The organism is Bradyrhizobium sp. GW821-FHT12B03 (genome assembly GCF_058807535.1).
Window position 1 is genome coordinate 1 of record NZ_JBXAQU010000006.1, and the last position, 17,457, is coordinate 17,457.

A 17,457-nucleotide genomic window follows, 5' to 3' on the forward strand; every position below is an offset into this window, starting at 1 on the left:
TTCAGTCCTGCCAATTAGACAGACTGAATCACTGATCCCTCTGCGTCGCAACCGCCGCCTTTTTCAACAGAATCGGCCACTTCCAGACATCGCCGATGGGTATAAGATCAGGGCCCACCCGGAGAACGGCGAGTGGCCCGAATAACATCCTTGGTATGCATCCTGACGACTTTCATAATCGTTGTGGTCGCCACTCCACGACGGGCTCTGGCAACACCAGAAGCGTCTGCATGCGGGTACCTCGCTGGTCTAATCGATAAGGCACCGCCAGGGCCGTTGTTCTTGCCCAGCTATCCGACCGTGGACTCGGGGCCTCTCCATGGCGCCGCATACCTTTATGACAATGCGGTGGCCGCCATCGCATTGGTCGGTTGCGGTGAGCAAGACAAAGCACGTCGCATCGGCGCGGCGATTCTCTGGGCCATCGACAATGACCGGACCTGGCATGACGGGCGGCTCCGGAACGCTTACGCCGGGGGTGTGGTGGCGAATGGCCCTGTCAAACTTCCGGGGTGGTGGGACAACACGCAGAACAAGTGGTTAGAGGATCGATATCAGGTGGGCAGCGATAACGGTAACATCGCATGGGCCATGTTGGCGTTGCTGTCGATTGATGATGTGAACACCGGCTCTCGATACCGCGATGGTGCGGCACGGCTTGGCACCTGGGTCGCGCAATGGGCCGACAGGCGCGGGACTGGCGGTTTCACGGGCGGTACGTTTGGGCACGAGCCGACGCCCGAGTTGCGGACATGGAAATCGACTGAACACAATACTGACCTCGCCGCCGCGTTTGGCCTTCTTGCAACCCGCACCGGCGATTCGCGCTGGCGCGACATGGCAACAGCTGCTGAGCGCTTCGTGGATACGATGTGGGATCCGGCATGCGGCTGTTTCGCCGCAGGCACCGCCGAAGACGGCGTCACGCGCAATCCGATTTTGGCCCTTGATGCTCAAGTCTGGCCGTTAACGGCGCTGCCCGGAGCGGCCAGGAAATTTGCATCGGCCATTACGACCGCCGAACGGCGAATGAGAGTCGACGAGGGCTTTTCTTACGGTGAAGACCGAGATGGTGTGTGGACCGAAGGGACAAGCCAAATGGCTCTCTTGCTGAAATTGCTCGGCAGGACTGCGGAGGCAAAATTGTTGGTCGCTGTCATCGAATCCCAGAGGTCGCCAGATGGCGGGTTCTATGCCACAAGTGTCCGAGCGCTACCGACCGGGTTCATGCTGGATACCGATCCGGCCAAGCCACGACTCTATTTCCGATTGCCACATCTTGGCGCTGCTTCGTGGGCTGCTCTTGCAGAGCGGGGGTTCAATCCCTTTACGGCGACAAAAGGACTTCCGTAGTTGAACCGCAGTGGCGCCCGTCCGGGTCCGAATTGGGTCAAAATGCGAAGAACTCAAGCTGAGCAAATCTCGTCCGCTCTGCCCCAACGAGCGGACCTCCGTCAGCCGGCGCGCAACTTCGCTGATGGGCCCACAAGCAGACATCCGAATATCCCAGTCTTGATCCTTGCGGGCTATATTTCTGTGCTTATCCCGTCGATCCTTGTCGGAATTCAATCTAAGATAGCCCCAGCCAAGGCGACCTGGAGAGCTGGATGCGGGTCAAAATACTGATACTTGCGATGCTGGCCGCAAGCCTCGGCGAGTGCATTTCGTTCGCTGCTCTGGCTGACGATCAAAACGTTCAGGACGTGCCATGGCCCACGAAATCCTGGCAGACTTCGAGCCCTGAACAACAGGGGATGGATTCGGCCAGCCTAGCTCGGCTGATAGAGGTTGTCGGCTCCTACAAACAAGACAGCCTGACGATCATTCGTCACGGAAGGATCGTGGCAGACGCCTACTACGCTCCCTACGTTCCCGATGTCAGCCATGATCTGAGGTCCGTCACGAAGAGCGTGGTAAGCACGTTAACGGCCATTCTGCTGAAGAATGGTAGTCTTGATAGCGTCGATCATCCAGTGGTCGATCTGTTTTCGGACAGGCAGATTCAGGATATTGACGCTAAGAAAAAGGCGATGACCGTCCAAAATCTTCTCGACATGAATTCAGGCATCGAATGGGTGGAGAAACTTTACACCCCGGAAGAGACGATCATGAAGATGTACGGGAGCACCAATCGTACAGCTTTCGTGCTGAACCAGCCCATGTCGGATGCTCCTGGCTCTCGCTTCTACTACAATAGCGGGAATCCCTATCTGCTCTCGGCGCTCATCACCAAAATGACCGGACAGAGCGCCTTTGACTATGCAAAGAAGGAATTGTTCGGGCCGCTCGGAATCAAGAGCGCCAAATGGGGAAACGTGGACGCGCAAGGCGTAACGGACGGCGAAGCTGGGCTCTCTTTGTCACCTCATGATATGGCAAGGATCGGCTATCTTTACCTTCACAACGGGCAATGGGAAGGGCGGCAAATCATCCCGTCGTCATGGGTGGAAAGGGCGAAATCTGGACCTGTAGAAGCGACGTTTGGATTCCACTATGGAAATCTGTGGTGGTCGTATCCCGAAAAGGGCGCCTATATGGCACGCGGCCGTCATTCGCAGCTTATCCTCGTCATCCCGAAATTCGATATCGTGGTTGCGATGACCGGCTTTTTGAATGACAACGAATTCTATTCAGCTTCTGGATTGGTCGACGACATTTCTAGCGCAGTCAAATCCGACCGGCCGCTACCCGAAAATCCCTTCGCGCAGGCCTTGTTGGTCAAGGCCATACAGCGAGCCGCGGAGCAAAAGCCTTACGTAGTCACCCAAGCGCCCGAGTTAGCCAAAGCTATTTCCGGCAGGACCTACAGTTTCCTCGACAACAAGCTGCGGGTGAAGAGCTTCACGCTCAACTTTTACGACTCGGACTCCTCATGGGTCATTACGACCTATGCTGACAAGGGGCCCACCTGGTTTACAGGGTTGGTGGGGCTAGATGGCCTTTATCGCAAGAGTTCTCCGGCTCCCTATGGCATCAATGCGGCAAGGGGACGCTGGACCAGCGAGCATACGTTTGTGATGGAGCGCCGGATTTTGGGCCACAGCGAGACCCAGACCTGGGCGCTCACCTTCGACGGTGACAAGGTAACCGTGAACTTCGAAAACACCGACGGCTTCAAGGCAGAGTTACGAGGCGAGCGAAACGAGTGACTTCAGCTCAGTGCTTCGGGTCAATTCCAGACATTGCGGTTCCGAGCGCAAGGTCGGCTAAGGATCAAAGCCGGTATACTCTGATCGATCTGAATATTTCCGCTTAGCCCTCAAGGTCGGACATCTGCGAGTTAACGAGTACACGCCCTAGTTCGACGCGTCCGCGCGAGCGCTACTTGCCGGCGGTTTTCACGAGCTCTTCTGCTGCACTGATACCGCTCTTTGCCTTGAGCGTCAGCGCGGTTGGCTGCGGCCGCCATTCGGAAACCAGCTTTTCCGCTTTCTCGAGTTCCGGCTTGGACAGCATGGACGCCATCTCATTCACGTTCTTCTTGGGTGCCACTGTGGAGAGCTTGAAATACGCATACGACATCGACATGTCTCGCGGCGTTCCTTTTCCTCCAGAATACGCCATGGACAAACTAAAGAGGGCCCTGGGATATCCCTGATCGCCGGCCATCTTCCACCACTTCAGGGCCTCATCCATATTTCCCTGTTTTTCATACAGGTTGGCGACATCCTGCTGGGCCAGCGCATAGCCGGCTTTGGCGGCTACAAGCTTGTATTTCAGGGCTTCATTCGAGTCAGACGCCACAATGCCCGCACCTTGCCCATCATAGTAACAACCGAGCTTATAGGCGCCCAGCGGGTCATTGGATGCAGCAGCCTTTTGAAACCATTCGAATGCCTGCCTCGGATCCTGCTGGGTGCCGATGCCGTTATTATGCATCATGCCGACATGGTATTGCGCCTCGGCATTTCCCTTGTTGGCCAAGGCCACCATCGCATGGAAGGTGTCCGCATCATTCGCGTTGGCGGGCATCGAAAGAAGCAAAAGACATGAGAAGGCAAAGGCAAGGAATTTCATATCAACCCTCAATTGGCACCTTTCGAACCGGCCGTCCGCTTGCCGGTAAACGTCCCGTGCGGAACGATTGCCGTAGCGAGAAAGCGCGCGGGGTTCGCACCCGATCGAGGTGCGCCAGCCCTTAGTCCAACATATTAGCCGCCCAACCCGGCTCTTAGGTTCATGCGCGCATTGTAGCATTGCGGCGGCGAGACTTGTGTCACGGCAGCGATCCGGCGCAAGGTTGTATCCGACCCCAAATGACGATCGCTTCGCCCAAGCCGCCAGCCTCGAATCCGGCCAGTTGGCTCAACAACCAGCCCTATCTGCTGCTCAGCCTGAGCTCGCTGTTCTGGGCCGCAAACATCGTGCTCGCCCGCCATGTCGGCGCGCATGTGCCGCCGCTGACGGTGACCACGATCCGCTGGTTCGGCGTGTTCCTGATCCTGCTGCCGTTCGCCTGGCCGCATCTGAAGCGCGACTGGCCGGCGCTACGCAACAGCCTGCCGCTGATGCTGTTCCTGTCGCTGGTGGGCTTCGCCTTCAACAACGCGGTCTCCTATTGGGCGCTGCAATACACGGAGGCCCTGAACGCGCTGCTGATCCAGTCGGCCGGTCCGCTGTTCGTGGCGCTGTGGTCGCTGGTGCTGTTCGGCGTACGGCTGACGGCGGCACAGCTGGCCGGCATCGCGATCTCGCTGCTCGGCGTGCTGGTCATCATCCTGCGCGGCGATCTCGCGGCGCTGGCCAGCATCAGCTTCAACAGGGGCGACATCATGTTCGCCTCCTCGCTGGTGGCATTCGGACTCTACTCCGCCTTCATCCCGCGCCGGCCGAAGGTCCATCAGCTCTCCTTCCTGTCCTTCACCACCTGCTGTGGCGCGATCATGCTGCTGCCCACCGCCGTCTGGGAGGCCTGGAGTGGCAATGTCATGCAATTCGACGGGGTGACGCTGGCGACGCTCGGCTACATCCTGATCTTCCCCTCGACGCTCGCCTATCTCTTCTTCAACCGCGGCGTGGCACTGATCGGGCCGAACCGGGCCGCGCCGTTCTTCCATCTGGTGCCGGTGTTCGGCTCGGCGATGGCGATCCTGCTGCTCGGCGAAAAGCTCCAGCCGTTCCACCTGATCGGCTACGCCCTGGTGCTCGCCGGCGTGGTGATCGCCTCGCGGCAGGGCGCGGCGGCGAAGTAATTCCGCCAAGTAATTCCGCAGCGCGGACGACAAACTCCCGTCTTCCGATTCCTGCGCAGAGAAGCTAGGTTCCCCGCCAACGAAAAAAGAGGGAACGACCACGCATGCTGTCATCACTGATCCGAGCCCTACGCACCGCCGGCGCGGCCGCACTGTGTCTCGCCGCCGCCTCCACCGCGCAGGCCGACAACTGGCCCAGTCGCAACATCACGCTGGTGCTGCCGTTCGCGGCCGGCAGCGGCACCGACACCACGACGCGGCTGATCTCGCAGCACTTGTCGCAGGCGCTCGGCGTCGGCATCGTGATCGAGAACAAGGCGGGCGCCAACGGCATGATCGCGGCGACCTATGTCGCCCGCGCCGCACCCGACGGCTACACGCTGCTGGTGACGACCAACACCACGCATTCGGCCAATCCCTACCTGCTCAAGAGCCTCACTTACGATCCGGTCAAGGATTTCACCCCGATCGCGCGCACCGGCGACCTGCCATTCATGCTGGTGGTTCACCCCGACGTGCCGGCCAAGACGGTCGGCGAGCTGATCGCCTATGGCAAGGCCAATCCGGGCAAGCTGAGCTACGCCTCCGGCTCGTCCTCGGCGATCGTGTCGGGCGCGACCTTCGCGCACAATGCCGGGCTCGACCTGCTGCACGTGCCCTACAAGAGCTCGCCGCCGGCCCTCAACGACGTCATGGGCGGCCGCGTCTCGATGATGTTCGTCGACATCCTGACCGGCCTGCCGCACGTCAACGGCAACGCGCTGCGCGCGCTCGCCGTCACCACCAAGGACCGCTCGCCGCTGGTGCCGAACCTGCCCTCGATGCAGGAGGCCGGCGTGCCTGATTTCGACATCTCCTCGTGGCAGGGCTATTTCGGGCCGGCCGGCATGCCCAAGGAGATCGTGACGCGGCTCAACGCCGAGATCAGGAAGATCGTCGAGAAGCCGGAGATCAAGGCGCAACTCGCCACCCTCGGCATGGATGCCTTCTCGGGCACGCCGGAACAGCTCGGCACGTTCGTGGGCGAGCAGCTTGTGCTGTGGGAGAAGCTGATCACCAACGCGAAGATCGAGAAGCAGTAGGAGCGGAGCTTCCGCATTCTCCGTCATGGCCGGGCTTGTCCCGGCCATCCACGCATATCCGCACGTGCGGTGCCTAAGAACGTGGATGCCCGGGACAAGCCCGGGCATGACGACGTCGTGGATAGAAGCATGCTCGTGCGACGGCTTACGCCGCGCGCACCTTGGCGAGGAAGCCGTCGACGGCGCTGCGCAGCGCGCCGGACTGGCTGTCCAGCTGGCGGGCGTTGGTCAGCACGTCGGCGGCCGCCGTGCCGGTCGCTTCCGCGGCCGAGGTGACGCTGCCGATATTGGCGTTGATCTCGCTCGAGCCGGCGGCGACCGACTGGATGTTGCGGGCGATCTCGCGGGTCGCCTCGCCCTGCTGCTCGATCGAGGCGGAAATGCCCGCCGTGATCTCGCTCATCTCGGCAATCGTCTGGGTGATGCCGCCGATCGCCGCGACCGCATCGCTGGTCGAGGTCTGCATCGCCGCGACCTGGGCGGAGATTTCCTCGGTGGCCTTGGCGGTCTGGTTGGCGAGCGCCTTGACCTCGGAGGCGACGACGGCGAAGCCGCGGCCGGACTCGCCGGCACGCGCCGCCTCGATGGTGGCGTTGAGCGCGAGCAAATTGGTCTGCGCCGCGATCGAATGAATGAGCTTGACCACCTCGCCGATCTTCTCGGCGCCGGTGGAGAGTTCCTGCACCGTGGCGTTGGTGCGCTCGGCATCGCTGACGGCGCGGCTCGCGACTTCGGTCGAGCGCGTCACCTGGCGGGAGATTTCCGCAACCGAGCTCGACAGCTCTTCGGCGGCCGCGGCAACCGTGCCGACATTGCCGGAGGCCTTCTGCGAGGCCGCGCCGACGGTCGCCGCGCGCGACGAGGCGTCGCTGGCGGTCGCCGTCATCGACTGCGCCGTGGTCTGCATGCCGGCTGCGGCCGAGGAGACCGAGCGGACGATGCCGTTGACGCTGCGTTCGAAATCGTTGGCGATCTCTTCCATCGCGCTGCGACGATCCGCCGCGGCCCGCTCCTTGGCGTCCGCCTCGGTCTTCTCGAGGTCACGAATCCGGACCGCATTGTCCTTGAAGATCTGGACGGTCGAGGCCATCGCACCGACCTCGTCGCCGCGGCCGACGCCGGGAATGTCACCTTCGAGCTTGCCGTCGGCGAGATCCTTCATGCGGGCACCGAGCAGCGCCAGCGGCCGGCTGATGCTGCGGCCGATCAGCCAGGCGACGCTGCCGGCGATGATGACGATGCCGAGCATGGCAAGGCCGAGCAGCCAGTAGACCGGCCCCATCTTCTCGTCGATGTCCTCGAGATAAGCGCCCGTGCCGAGATACATGTCGAAACCGGGGACGGCGACCGCGTAGCCCAGCTTGCGAATCGGCTTCGGCTGGCCGGGCTTCACATACTCGTAGAAGAGCAGGATATCGCCGCTGGCCTTGACGCCGTCCATGATCTCGCGGGAGAGTTTTCGTCCGTTGGTCTCGACGTCCATGCGATTGGTACCGACCTGCTTCGGATCCGGCGCAAGCTGCGTGATGCCGTCATAGGTGGTGCCGAACAGATAGCCGGAGCCCTTGTCGTAGGTCATCGCGTTGCCGTAGCGGCGGAGTTCCGCGAGCGCGGCTTCCTTGGTCATTTCACCGGCATTGACCCGCTTCATCAGGGTGGCGGCGTAGTTGCGGGCCAGCTCCACGATCGCCTTGGTCTGATCGATGCGGGCGCTCACCATCTCCTGCTTCATCAGGTAGCCAGCGAGCAATCCGGCCGCGCAGAGTCCGATCAGGGTGACGCCGACAAGGATGCCCAGCTTGGGGGCGATCTTCAGATTGCTCAACTTCACGATGGGCTCCTTGGTGGCGCGGACTTCGGCGCAGACCTTTTTGATTTGAATCAAGTTTTAGTGTGTGACCCCTTAGCAAGTTACTTACATGCCTCCGTAGAAGCCCGGACGACGCCCGGGAAAACCTGCAATAAATGTCAGACCGGCAACCGGCGATTGTACGCGCACGCCTCGATTTCGCGTAAAAGACGCAAAGGCCCGTCCAGAAGGCCGGGCTGCAACAAGAACCGACAAGCCAAATCGGGAGCAGGACATGCCGAAATACAGGGTGGTGACGCCGAAGGGCGCGAGCTTCACGGTCGCGGGGAGCGATTATTCCTACGAGCGCGAGGCGCTCGATCCGATCGATGCCGAGATCATCGAAGCCCCCGCCAACGAGGCCGAGTTCATCGCCGCGGCGAAAAACGCCGATGCCATCTATGCCAAGGGCATCCCGATCACCAAGTCAATCATCGACGCACTCGAGAGCTGCAAGGTCATCACGCTCGGCTCGGTCGGCGTCGACAGCGTCGACGTGAAGGCCGCCACCGCCCGCGGCATTCCCGTCACCAACATCCCCGACACCTTCATCGAGGAAGTCGCCGACCACGCCATGATGCTGCTGCTCGCCGGGTTCCGCCGCGTGGTCGAGCAGGACAAGATGGTGCGCGACGGCCGCTGGGCCGAGGGCCGGCCGGCACTGCTCAAGATCCCCAGGCTGATGGGCCAGACGCTCGGCTTCATCTCGTTCGGCCGCGTCGCACGCGCAGTTGCCAAGCGCGCCGCGCCGTTCGGCCTGCGCATGATGGCCTACGATCCCTTCATCCAGGAAACGCTGATGTACGACCACGGCGTCATCCCGGCGACGCTGAACGAGGTGCTGGCGCAATCCGACTTCGTCTCGATGCACGCGCCCGCGCGGCCCGAGGTGCATCACATGCTGACCGAGAAGCACTTCCGGCAGATGAAGAAGGGTTCGATCTTCATCAACACCGGGCGCGGCGCCACGGTGGACGAGGAGAGCCTGATCAAGGCGCTGCAGGAGGGCTGGATCGCGCATGCCGCCCTCGACGTGCTGGAGAAGGAACCACCGTCGCACAACAATCCCATCCTCAGCATGGAGAACGTCACCCTGACCGCTCATGTCGCCTCGGCCTCGGCACGGTTCGACGAGGCGCGCAAGCGCCGCGTGGGCTACGAATTGTCACTGGTGCTTCAGGGGATGTGGCCGGTAAGCTGCGTCAATCCGTCGGTGCTGCAAGACACCGCGCTCCGCCGCTGGCAGCCCGTCAGCATGGATCGCGGGCCAAACAGCTAGGCGGTCGGCGCAAAAGGCGCCGGAGACTGCGACGGCCCTTCACCGGCGATCAACGCCGGGAAGGGAGACATCATGGGAGGAACTGATGAGGAACGACATCACACGTCGTGATGCCTTGGCGCTGGGCCTGTCCGCTGCAACGCTCGCGGCCACCGGTGCTGCGGCGCAAACAACATCATCGACGATCAAGGCCGCCGACGTGGCGGCACCCAAGCTCGCGATCGAGAAGGGCGCGAGCCTGCGCATGCTGCGCCCGGTGCGCTTCGTCCAGGCCGACGAGGACGTGTTCCGCGCCAATGCGGCAAAGTTCACCAAGGAGACCGGGGTCGAGGTCAAGGTCGACTTCGTCGGCTGGGAGGACATCAACCAGCAGACCGCGGTGACCTCGAATTCCGGCGCCGGTCCCGACATCATCATCGGCTTCTCGGACGCTCCGCACATCTATGTCGACAAGCTGGTGGAGCTGACCGATGTCGCCGACTATCTCGGCAAGCGCTACGGCGGCTGGCTGCCGCTGGCGCAGAAATACGGCAAGAAGAGCAAGAGCGAGTCCTGGATCGGACTGCCGTTCGGCGCCACCGCAGGTCCCCTGATCTACCGCAAGTCGATCCTGCAATCAGTCGGCTTCGACAAGGTTCCGGAAGATCATGCCGGCGTGCTCGACTTGTGCCGCAAGCTGCACAAGGCCGGCAAGCCGGCCGGCTTCGCGCTCGGCAACGCCAAGGGCGATGGCAACGGTTTCGCCAACTGGGCGCTGTGGTCGCACAACGCTGCCCTGCTCGACGAGGAGGGCAACGTCATCATCAACAGCAAGGAGACGATCGCCGCGCTGAACTGGGTCAAGGAGCTGTACCCGACCTTCATCGCCGGCACGCCGTCATGGAACGACGTCAGCAACAACCGCGCCTATTCCTCGCAGGAGATTTTCCTGACCGCCAACGGCGTCTCGCTGTACTTCTCGCTCAAGAACGACCCGGCGACCAAGGCGATCGCCGAGGATAGCGAGCATCAACTGCTGCCCAAGGGCCTGGCCAAGGTCTCTCCGATGGCGGGCCTGACGCTGAACGCGATGGTGTTCAAGCACAGCCAGTACCCCAACGCCGCAAAGGCCTTCCTGCAATACATGCTTGAAAAGGACCAGTACGAGCCGTGGCTCAATGCCAACTCCGGCTACTGGTCGCAGCCGCTGGCTGCCTATGCCGAGGCCGCCGTATGGTCGCAGGATCCCAAGGTGAAGCTGTTCAAGGACACGATGAACAGCACCTACTATGACGGCTACAAGGGCCCGATTTCGACCGCGACCGGCGCCGTCAGCGCCGATTACGTACTGATTCAGATGTGCGCATCGGTCGCGACCGGCGCGGCCACCCCGGAGGCCGCGGCCGCAGAAGCCGAGCAGCGCTGCAAGCGTTACTTCCGGCGGCAGAAGTAGCGGCCGACGACAACACGGCCGTCATTGCCAGCGAAGCGAAGCAATCCAGTCCGTCTCCGCGACGACAGCCTGGCTTGCTTCGTCGCGACAGCGCGAAATTGCTACGCCGAAATTGCGACGTGACGGCGTGGTGATTTTCACACACAGGACGACGAACCGATGTCCGTGACCACCCTCTCTTCTCCCGCGCTGGCGCACCGGCAGCAATCGTGGCTGGTGCGGCTGTTCGACTACAAGCCGTTCCTGATCGTGATGTGCCTTGCGCCTGCGATCGGGCTGCTCGCCGTCTTCCTCACCTACCCGCTCGGCCTCGGCATCTGGCTCGCCTTCACCGACACCACGATCGGCCGGCGCGGCATCTTCGTCGGCCTCGAGAATTTCCAGTATCTGCTCACCGATCCCTTGTGGTGGAACGCGGTGTTCTACAGCGTGTTCTACACGGCGGTCGCGACCTTCGGGAAGTTCGCGCTCGGCTTCTGGCTGGCGCTGCTGCTCAACAACCATTTCCCGTTCAAGAGCCTTTTGCGCGCGATCGTGCTGCTGCCCTGGATCGTGCCGACGGTGCTCTCGGCGCTGGCGTTCTGGTGGATCTACGATCCGCAATTCTCGATCATCTCCTACCTGCTGGTCGACGTGCTGCATTGGCGCTCGAGCAATGTCGACTTCCTCGGCTCGCCCTGGCCGGCGCGCTTCTCGCTGATCGCCGCCAACATCTGGCGCGGCATTCCCTTCGTCGCGATCTCGCTGCTGGCGGGCCTGCAGACCATCTCACCCTCGCTCTACGAGGCCGCGATGCTCGACGGCGCCAGCGCCTGGCAGCGCTTCCGCTACATCACCTTCCCGATGATGATGCCGATCCTCGCCATCGTCATGACCTTCTCGATCATCTTCACCTTCACCGATTTCCAGCTCGTCTACGCCATCACCCGCGGCGGCCCGGTGAACTCGACCCATTTGCTGGCAACGCTGGCCTTCCAGCGCGGCATCGCCGGCGGCGAGCTCGGCGAAGGCGCCGCGATCGCGGTGTCGATGATCCCGTTCCTGGTGTTCGCGACGCTGTTCTCCTATTTCGGCCTGGCGCGCCGCAAATGGCAGCAGGGAGAGGCCAATGACTGATACCGCCGCGCAACCGACGGCCGTCGCGAAAGCGGCGCCCGACACCATGGCCTGGGATTCCGGGCTGCGACGGCTGATGATGATCTATCTGCCGCTCGGCTGCTTCGTGCTGATCCTCTTGTTTCCGTTCTACTGGATGGCGATCACCTCGTTCAAGCCGAACGCGGAACTGATGAACTACAAGAGCCACAATCCGTTCTGGATCTCCTCGCCGACGCTCGCCCACATCAAGCATCTGCTGTTCGACACCGCCTATCCGCGCTGGCTGAAGACCACCATGCTGGTCGCGATCGGCTCGACCACGCTGTCGCTGATCGCGAGCACGCTGGCCGCCTATGCGATCGAGCGCCTGCGCTTCCGCGGCAGTCCCTATGTCGGCCTCGGCATCTATCTGGCTTATCTGGTGCCGCCGTCGATCCTGTTCATTCCGCTCGCCACCGTCGTGGTGCAGTTCGGCCTGTTCGACTCGCCGCTTGCCCTGATCCTGGTCTATCCCACCTTCCTGGTGCCGTTCTGCACCTGGCTCCTGATCGGCTATTTCAAGTCGATCCCCTACGAGCTCGAGGAATGCGCGCTGGTCGACGGCGCCACGCGGCTCCAGATCCTGCGCCGGATCACGCTGCCGCTCGCGGTGCCCGGCCTGATCTCGGCCGGCATCTTCTCCTTCACGCTGTCCTGGAACGAGTTCATCTACGCGCTCGCCTTCATCCAGAGCGGCGCCAACAAGACCGTGCCGGTCGCGATCCTGACCGAGCTCGTCACCGGCGACGTCTACCAGTGGGGCGCGCTGATGGCCGGCTCGCTGCTCGGCTCGCTGCCGGTTGCGATCTTCTACTCGCTGTTCGTGGATTACTACGTGTCCTCGCTCACCGGCGCGGTAAAGGAGTAGATCGCGACTGCGGCGTTTGGCCCGGTTTCACAAAACTGCAACATGCCATCCGCATAACCCGTGCGTCCGCCAACAGGAGACGCACATGCGCGCGACTTTTCTTTGCACCGTCGCAACGATCATTCTCACCGCGAGCACCGCGCTCGCGCAGAGCGAAGGCGAATTCCCCGCCAGGCTCGCCGGCCACGTGGTGATGCCGGCCGCCACCTTCATCGACGCGCCGGCGGACGCGCCTGCCGATCTCAAGACGTCCGGAAAGTACACCACCGGCAAGCGCGTCGATGCGCTCGGCACCGTGATGGGCAAGTCCTACGAGCGGCCGACCGGCGTGTCGCTGCCGTTCAAGGGCCAGCCGCTGCAGGGCCATTCCGGCATCAAGACCATGCCCGACGGCAGCTTCTGGGTGATCACCGACAACGGCATGGGCGCACGCGCCAACTCGCCGGATTCGATGCTGTATCTCAACCGCTACAAGATGGATTGGGCCAGCGGCAAGATCGAACGGCAGGAGACCATCTTCCTGCACGATCCCGACAAAAAGGTGCCGTTCCGCATCGTCCACGAGGACACGCAGAAGCGCTACCTCACCGGCTCCGATTTCGACACCGAGGGTTTCCAGATCATTGGCGACACCTTCTGGATCGGCGACGAGTTCGGCCCCTACATCCTGAAGGCCGACAAGACCGGAAAGATCCTCGGCGTGTTCGAGACGGTTGCCGACGGCAAGCCGGTGCGCTCCCCCGACAATTGGGCCGTGGCGACGCCGGGCGCCCCGGGCGCGACCTACACCAACGTCAACCTCCGCCGCTCCAAGGGCTATGAGGGCTTTGCCTCGTCGAAGGACGGAAAATTCCTCTACGGCCTGCTCGAGGGACCGCTGTGGGACGCCGACAAGAAGGACTGGGAAAAGGTCGACGGCAAGGAAGCCTCCCGCATCCTCGAATTCGACGTGACCGCCGAGAAGTTCACCGGCCGCTACTGGCAGTATGTGTTCGAGCAGAACGGCAACGCCATCGGCGATTTCAACATGATCGATCAGGCCAGCGGCCTGATCATCGAGCGCGACAACGGCGAAGGCACCGGCGACAAGGCCTGCCCGCAAGGCCAGCGCGGCGAGAACTGTTTCCCCGATCTCGCCAGGTTCAAGCGCGTCTACAAGATCGAGCTCTCGGACGCCAATGTCGGCAAGCCCGTGCGCAAGATCGGCTATATCGACCTGATGAAGATCAGGGATCCCGACAAGAAGGCGCGCAAAGCCCTCAACGACGGCGTCTACACCTTCCCGTTCTTCACCATCGAGAACGTCGACCGGGTCGACGACACCCACATCATCGTCGGCAACGACAACAATCTGCCGTTCTCGTCCAGCCGCGATCCCAACAAGGCCGACGACGACGAGTTCATGCTGCTGGAGGTCGCGGATTTTCTGAAGGCGAAGTAGGGCCCGGCTCTCTCGACACGGTCATCGCCCGGCTTGACCGGGCGATCCAGTACGCCGAGACACCTGTAATTGAACAGCGGCCTCGGCGTACTGGATGCCCCGGTCAAGCCGGGGCATGACAACGGAGGGTTATCTAACAGTAAACTCCACCGGGATCGAAAAGCCCATCGCGCCGTTCTTGATCTCGTCGGGAATCGGTGGAAACGGCGAGGCCTGGCGGATCATCGACATGGCCTGGGCATCGAAGGCGGCCACGCCGGAGGAGCCGCTGATGCGGCTGGACGTGACCTGCCCGCTACGGCTGAGGGTGAAGCTCAGCCTTGCGACGCCACGCTGGCCGCCACCGCCGGATGGATAAGAGTGAAAGCGCATCAGGTGCGCGCGAACGCGTTGATTGTAGGACGCAATCGCGGAGGCCACGGCGCCCGCACTCATGGCAGAGGCCATCGGCGCCTCGCGCTCGGCCCGCGGCGGCGCGCTGGTGCGTGGTGCGGGCGTTGCGTCGGACGGTCTTTTCGCCTCGCGGCGAACCACTTTCGGCTTTTCCTGCACAGGCTTCTCGACCGGTACGATCTTCGCAGGTTCGGGCTTGGCAGGTGTCGGCTCCAGCTTCTGCTCCGGCGGCGCCACCACGTCCGGCTTCTCCTGCGGCGGTGTCGGCGCGATGGTCTCCTCGACGGCTTGCTGCTTGACGGGTTCCGGCGGTGAGGCGTCGGCCTCCTGCATCAGCGGCCCCGGCGCAATGTCGTCCGGCGTCGGCTGCGGCGCCGAGGTCACCGGGGACATGTCGATCATGATCGCGGGCAGGCTGACGCCCTGCTCCGGCTGCGACCTGAGCCAGCTCATCGCCAGCAGCGCGGCGGCGATGTGCAGCGCCACGATCACCGCAGCCGATACGCCCCAGCGCGCGGTCTCGCGCTCGCCAAGCGGCTCGTGCAGGGCAAAGGCGTTCGCGGCGGCCATCAACTGCGTCCGTCGAGGCCGACGAGGGCAACCTTGAGGTAGCCGGCATTGCGCAGCGTGTTCATCACCTCCATCAGGTCGCCATAGGAGACGGCCTTGTCGGCACGCAGATAGATGCGCTCGTCCTTGCGGCCCTTGGTGGCCGCATCGAGCGCAGCAACGAGACCGTCGCGCGCCATCGTGTCCTCGCCGACGGCAATCGTGAGATCCGGCTTCACGGTGACGAAGGTCGGCTTGTCCGGCCGCGGCGCCGGCTCGGCCGCGGTTGCCGGCAGCTCGACGCCGATATCGACGGTGGCAAGCGGGGCGGCCACCATGAAGATGATCAGCAGCACCAGCATCACGTCGATGAACGGCGTGACGTTGATCTCATGGGTAACGTCGAGATCGTCAGGGACACCGCGTCTCAGCGACGATCCCCCGCGTGCGCCGAGCTTCGCAGCCATGGCCTACTCCGCCGCCCGCGCCATGCGGAAGTCCCTGTGGTCGCGCTGGCGGCTCACCAGCAGCATCAGCTGCGCCGAGGCATCCCCCAAAAGAGCGCGATAGTTGGCGATGCCGCGGACGAGTTGATTGTAGATCACCACCGCCGGGATCGCTGCGACGAGGCCGAGCGCGGTCGCAAGCAACGCCTCCGCGATTCCCGGCGCGACCACCGCAAGGCTGGTGGTGTGGCTCTCGGAGATGCCTATGAAGGAATTCATGATGCCCCAGACCGTGCCGAACAGGCCGACGAACGGCGCGGTGGCACCGATGGTCGCGAGCACACCGGTGCCGCGCGCGATCTGCCTGGACATCGCGGCCTCGACCCGCTCGAGCCGCAGCGCGACGCGCTCCTGGAGGCCATCGTCGAGCACGCCGCCGGACAGCTCCGCCTCCCTGGCGCAGGACTGGATCAGCTGAGCGACGGCATCGTGGGCGTCGCCGGCGCGCTGCGCCGCCTCAGCCAGCTTGATGTTGCCCTCGAGCGCGCGCGTCCGCCGCAAGGCAAGCGCGCCCTTGCGGCGCAGCTCGACGGACTTGGCAAGCCACACCGTCCACGTCACCAGCGAGGCGATGGCGAGCCCCACCATCACCGTCTTCACGACGATGTCCGCACCGAGGAACATGCCCCAGGGCGACAGATTGCGCGGCAGCAGTGCCTCGTCGATCGCGAAGGCCGGCGCCGGCGCGAGCGCCAGCGCGATTGTTAGGATCATGTGCCGAAGCCTGGACCTGCCTTGCATCCTGATCTCCCGACAGACAGAAGGAAGCTATGCCGCGCCCTGCGCGGCGATCCGGTCCGCAAGCTGACGGAACCGCACGAGCTGATCCGCCCGCAGCGCCCGGGTCTCGTCGCGGCCAACGAAGACCTTGAACATGATGCCACCGTCGGCATTGACGAAGGCGACGAACGCCGAACTCTTGCCCATGAAGGGACGCTCGACGAAGGCGACACCCGCGCAGCGCGCGTGGCGAAGATGGCCGTGCAATCCCTTCGGCTGCATCAGGTTAAAATAGCCGCGGCCGATCTCGCCCGCGGGAACGCTGCCCGTGAATTCGAAGATCGCGTCATCGGTGTGGACGATCAGCGTGACCTCGCCCCACTCCGCGATGTCCTGCATGGCGGCGGCGAAATGCTCGCCGCCCCCCATGCGCACCATCGATGACGGCAGCGCCTCGATCACCGCGCGTGGGCTGACCTTGCGCTCGCGCGCAACGTCCTCGATCACCGCGCCGGGATTGTCGGCCATGTAGGCCTTGAGATCGGCGAGATCGGTGCTCAGCATGTCCGGCTCCCTTTCGTGATCGGCCGCGATCTCAAGCAGCCGCGTTGGTCTTGCGCTCGGTCAGGATGACCTCGAAGCCTTCGAACTTGGGATGGCCGAGATAAAGGCTCTCGCCGGTCTTGTTGTCGGCGCGCGCATGGGCGCGCCGGAATTCGTCCGATCGCGTCCACGCCTCGAAGGCCGCCTTGTCGACCCACACGGTGTGCGAGGAATACAGCGTGTGGTCCTCGGCGACCGGCCCCTTGAGCAGGTGGAATTCGACGAAGCCGGCCATGCTGCCGAGATAGGATTCGCGGGTGCGCCAGACGGTCTCGAAAGCCGCTTCCGAGCCGAGCTTCACCTGGAAACGATTCATGGCGATGAACATAAGAGTCTCTCCTTCTGATCAAGACGAAAACACGCCGAAGCCGCGCTGGAGCATCAGCGCGGCCCGGCGGGATTGATG

General features: G+C 63.0%; 16 protein-coding genes. 9 read left to right on the plus strand and 7 right to left on the minus strand.

Annotated features, from left to right (window positions below):
• Window positions 1–348: 348 nt before the first annotated feature.
• Complete coding sequence (locus AC1RUR_RS13390; protein WP_492844649.1) at window positions 349–1,353, plus strand: hypothetical protein; 1,005 nt, start codon at window positions 349–351, stop codon at window positions 1,351–1,353.
• Between the two features lie 254 nt (window positions 1,354–1,607).
• Window positions 1,608–3,149, plus strand: a complete 1,542-nt coding sequence (locus tag AC1RUR_RS13395) for a serine hydrolase domain-containing protein (protein WP_492844652.1) — start codon at window positions 1,608–1,610, stop codon at window positions 3,147–3,149.
• 172 nt (window positions 3,150–3,321) lie between these two features.
• Here the strand turns inward: AC1RUR_RS13395 and AC1RUR_RS13400 are convergent, their stop codons facing one another.
• The gene (locus tag AC1RUR_RS13400; RefSeq protein WP_492844653.1) at window positions 3,322–4,017 is read right to left on the minus strand and encodes a tetratricopeptide repeat protein; all 696 of its coding nucleotides are present in this window, start codon (window positions 4,015–4,017) and stop codon (window positions 3,322–3,324) included.
• A gap of 239 nt (window positions 4,018–4,256) precedes the next feature.
• Between AC1RUR_RS13400 and AC1RUR_RS13405 the strand changes: the two genes are divergently transcribed.
• Complete coding sequence (locus tag AC1RUR_RS13405) at window positions 4,257–5,192, plus strand: DMT family transporter (protein ID WP_492844655.1); 936 nt, start codon at window positions 4,257–4,259, stop codon at window positions 5,190–5,192.
• Between the two features lie 104 nt (window positions 5,193–5,296).
• Window positions 5,297–6,274 carry a Bug family tripartite tricarboxylate transporter substrate binding protein gene (locus tag AC1RUR_RS13410; RefSeq protein ID WP_492844656.1) on the plus strand — a complete coding sequence of 326 codons (978 nt, stop codon included), beginning with the start codon at window positions 5,297–5,299 and terminating at the stop codon, window positions 6,272–6,274.
• Window positions 6,275–6,419: 145 nt separating this feature from the next.
• On the opposite strand, the gene AC1RUR_RS13415 is transcribed toward AC1RUR_RS13410, so the two are convergent.
• Window positions 6,420–8,105 carry a methyl-accepting chemotaxis protein gene (locus AC1RUR_RS13415; RefSeq protein WP_492844658.1) on the minus strand — a complete coding sequence of 562 codons (1,686 nt, stop codon included), beginning with the start codon at window positions 8,103–8,105 and terminating at the stop codon, window positions 6,420–6,422.
• A gap of 253 nt (window positions 8,106–8,358) precedes the next feature.
• On the opposite strand from AC1RUR_RS13415, the gene AC1RUR_RS13420 reads away from it, so the two are divergent.
• The 5 genes from AC1RUR_RS13420 to AC1RUR_RS13440 all read left to right on the plus strand — a co-directional run bounded on the left by AC1RUR_RS13420 (window position 8,359) and on the right by AC1RUR_RS13440 (window position 14,280).
• Window positions 8,359–9,402: a C-terminal binding protein gene (locus AC1RUR_RS13420; protein ID WP_492844660.1), complete on the plus strand. Its 1,044-nt coding sequence runs from the start codon at window positions 8,359–8,361 to the stop codon at window positions 9,400–9,402.
• An 85-nt stretch (window positions 9,403–9,487) separates the two neighbouring features.
• On the plus strand, window positions 9,488–10,834 hold the full coding sequence (locus AC1RUR_RS13425; protein ID WP_492844661.1) for an ABC transporter substrate-binding protein: 1,347 nt from the start codon (window positions 9,488–9,490) through the stop codon (window positions 10,832–10,834).
• Window positions 10,835–10,993: 159 nt separating this feature from the next.
• Window positions 10,994–11,950: a carbohydrate ABC transporter permease gene (locus AC1RUR_RS13430; protein ID WP_492844664.1), complete on the plus strand. Its 957-nt coding sequence runs from the start codon at window positions 10,994–10,996 to the stop codon at window positions 11,948–11,950.
• Window positions 11,943–12,839 carry a carbohydrate ABC transporter permease gene (locus AC1RUR_RS13435; protein WP_492844666.1) on the plus strand — a complete coding sequence of 299 codons (897 nt, stop codon included), beginning with the start codon at window positions 11,943–11,945 and terminating at the stop codon, window positions 12,837–12,839. The genes AC1RUR_RS13430 and AC1RUR_RS13435 overlap by 8 nt, the downstream gene beginning before the upstream one ends.
• Before the next feature lie 85 nt (window positions 12,840–12,924).
• Window positions 12,925–14,280, plus strand: a complete 1,356-nt coding sequence (locus tag AC1RUR_RS13440; protein ID WP_492844668.1) for an esterase-like activity of phytase family protein — start codon at window positions 12,925–12,927, stop codon at window positions 14,278–14,280.
• A gap of 129 nt (window positions 14,281–14,409) precedes the next feature.
• Here the strand turns inward: AC1RUR_RS13440 and AC1RUR_RS13445 are convergent, their stop codons facing one another.
• From AC1RUR_RS13445 to hmuQ, 5 genes are read right to left on the minus strand one after another with little or no spacing between them, the layout of a single operon-like run.
• A complete protein-coding gene (locus AC1RUR_RS13445; protein WP_492844670.1) occupies window positions 14,410–15,243 on the minus strand; it encodes a TonB family protein in 834 nt (277 codons plus the stop codon).
• The gene (gene exbD / locus AC1RUR_RS13450; protein WP_492844672.1) at window positions 15,243–15,689 is read right to left on the minus strand and encodes a TonB system transport protein ExbD; all 447 of its coding nucleotides are present in this window, start codon (window positions 15,687–15,689) and stop codon (window positions 15,243–15,245) included. The genes AC1RUR_RS13445 and exbD overlap by 1 nt, the downstream gene beginning before the upstream one ends.
• Before the next feature lie 3 nt (window positions 15,690–15,692).
• Window positions 15,693–16,469 carry a tonB-system energizer ExbB gene (gene exbB / locus AC1RUR_RS13455; protein WP_492844674.1) on the minus strand — a complete coding sequence of 259 codons (777 nt, stop codon included), beginning with the start codon at window positions 16,467–16,469 and terminating at the stop codon, window positions 15,693–15,695.
• Between the two features lie 27 nt (window positions 16,470–16,496).
• Complete coding sequence (hutX, locus tag AC1RUR_RS13460; protein ID WP_492844676.1) at window positions 16,497–17,012, minus strand: heme utilization cystosolic carrier protein HutX; 516 nt, start codon at window positions 17,010–17,012, stop codon at window positions 16,497–16,499.
• Window positions 17,013–17,043: 31 nt separating this feature from the next.
• On the minus strand, window positions 17,044–17,379 hold the full coding sequence (gene hmuQ / locus AC1RUR_RS13465) for a heme-degrading protein HmuQ (RefSeq protein ID WP_492844679.1): 336 nt from the start codon (window positions 17,377–17,379) through the stop codon (window positions 17,044–17,046).
• Between the last annotated feature and the right edge of the window lie 78 nt (window positions 17,380–17,457).

Bases quoted from the DNA above. Each gene is read 5' to 3' on its own strand.
- AC1RUR_RS13410 (WP_492844656.1), top strand. From the start codon at position 5,297: ATGCTGTCATCACTGATCCGAGCCCTACGCACCGCCGGCGCGGCCGCA.
- AC1RUR_RS13395 (WP_492844652.1), top strand. From the start codon at position 1,608: ATGCGGGTCAAAATACTGATACTTGCGATGCTGGCCGCAAGCCTCGGC.
- AC1RUR_RS13420 (WP_492844660.1), top strand. From the start codon at position 8,359: ATGCCGAAATACAGGGTGGTGACGCCGAAGGGCGCGAGCTTCACGGTC.
- AC1RUR_RS13425 (WP_492844661.1), top strand. From the start codon at position 9,488: ATGAGGAACGACATCACACGTCGTGATGCCTTGGCGCTGGGCCTGTCC.
- exbD (WP_492844672.1), bottom strand. From the start codon at position 15,689: ATGGCTGCGAAGCTCGGCGCACGCGGGGGATCGTCGCTGAGACGCGGT.
- AC1RUR_RS13440 (WP_492844668.1), top strand. From the start codon at position 12,925: ATGCGCGCGACTTTTCTTTGCACCGTCGCAACGATCATTCTCACCGCG.
- exbB (WP_492844674.1), bottom strand. From the start codon at position 16,469: ATGCAAGGCAGGTCCAGGCTTCGGCACATGATCCTAACAATCGCGCTG.
- AC1RUR_RS13430 (WP_492844664.1), top strand. From the start codon at position 10,994: ATGTCCGTGACCACCCTCTCTTCTCCCGCGCTGGCGCACCGGCAGCAA.
- AC1RUR_RS13400 (WP_492844653.1), bottom strand. From the start codon at position 4,017: ATGAAATTCCTTGCCTTTGCCTTCTCATGTCTTTTGCTTCTTTCGATG.
- hmuQ (WP_492844679.1), bottom strand. From the start codon at position 17,379: ATGTTCATCGCCATGAATCGTTTCCAGGTGAAGCTCGGCTCGGAAGCG.
- AC1RUR_RS13435 (WP_492844666.1), top strand. From the start codon at position 11,943: ATGACTGATACCGCCGCGCAACCGACGGCCGTCGCGAAAGCGGCGCCC.
- AC1RUR_RS13405 (WP_492844655.1), top strand. From the start codon at position 4,257: ATGACGATCGCTTCGCCCAAGCCGCCAGCCTCGAATCCGGCCAGTTGG.
- AC1RUR_RS13445 (WP_492844670.1), bottom strand. From the start codon at position 15,243: ATGGCCGCCGCGAACGCCTTTGCCCTGCACGAGCCGCTTGGCGAGCGC.
- hutX (WP_492844676.1), bottom strand. From the start codon at position 17,012: ATGCTGAGCACCGATCTCGCCGATCTCAAGGCCTACATGGCCGACAAT.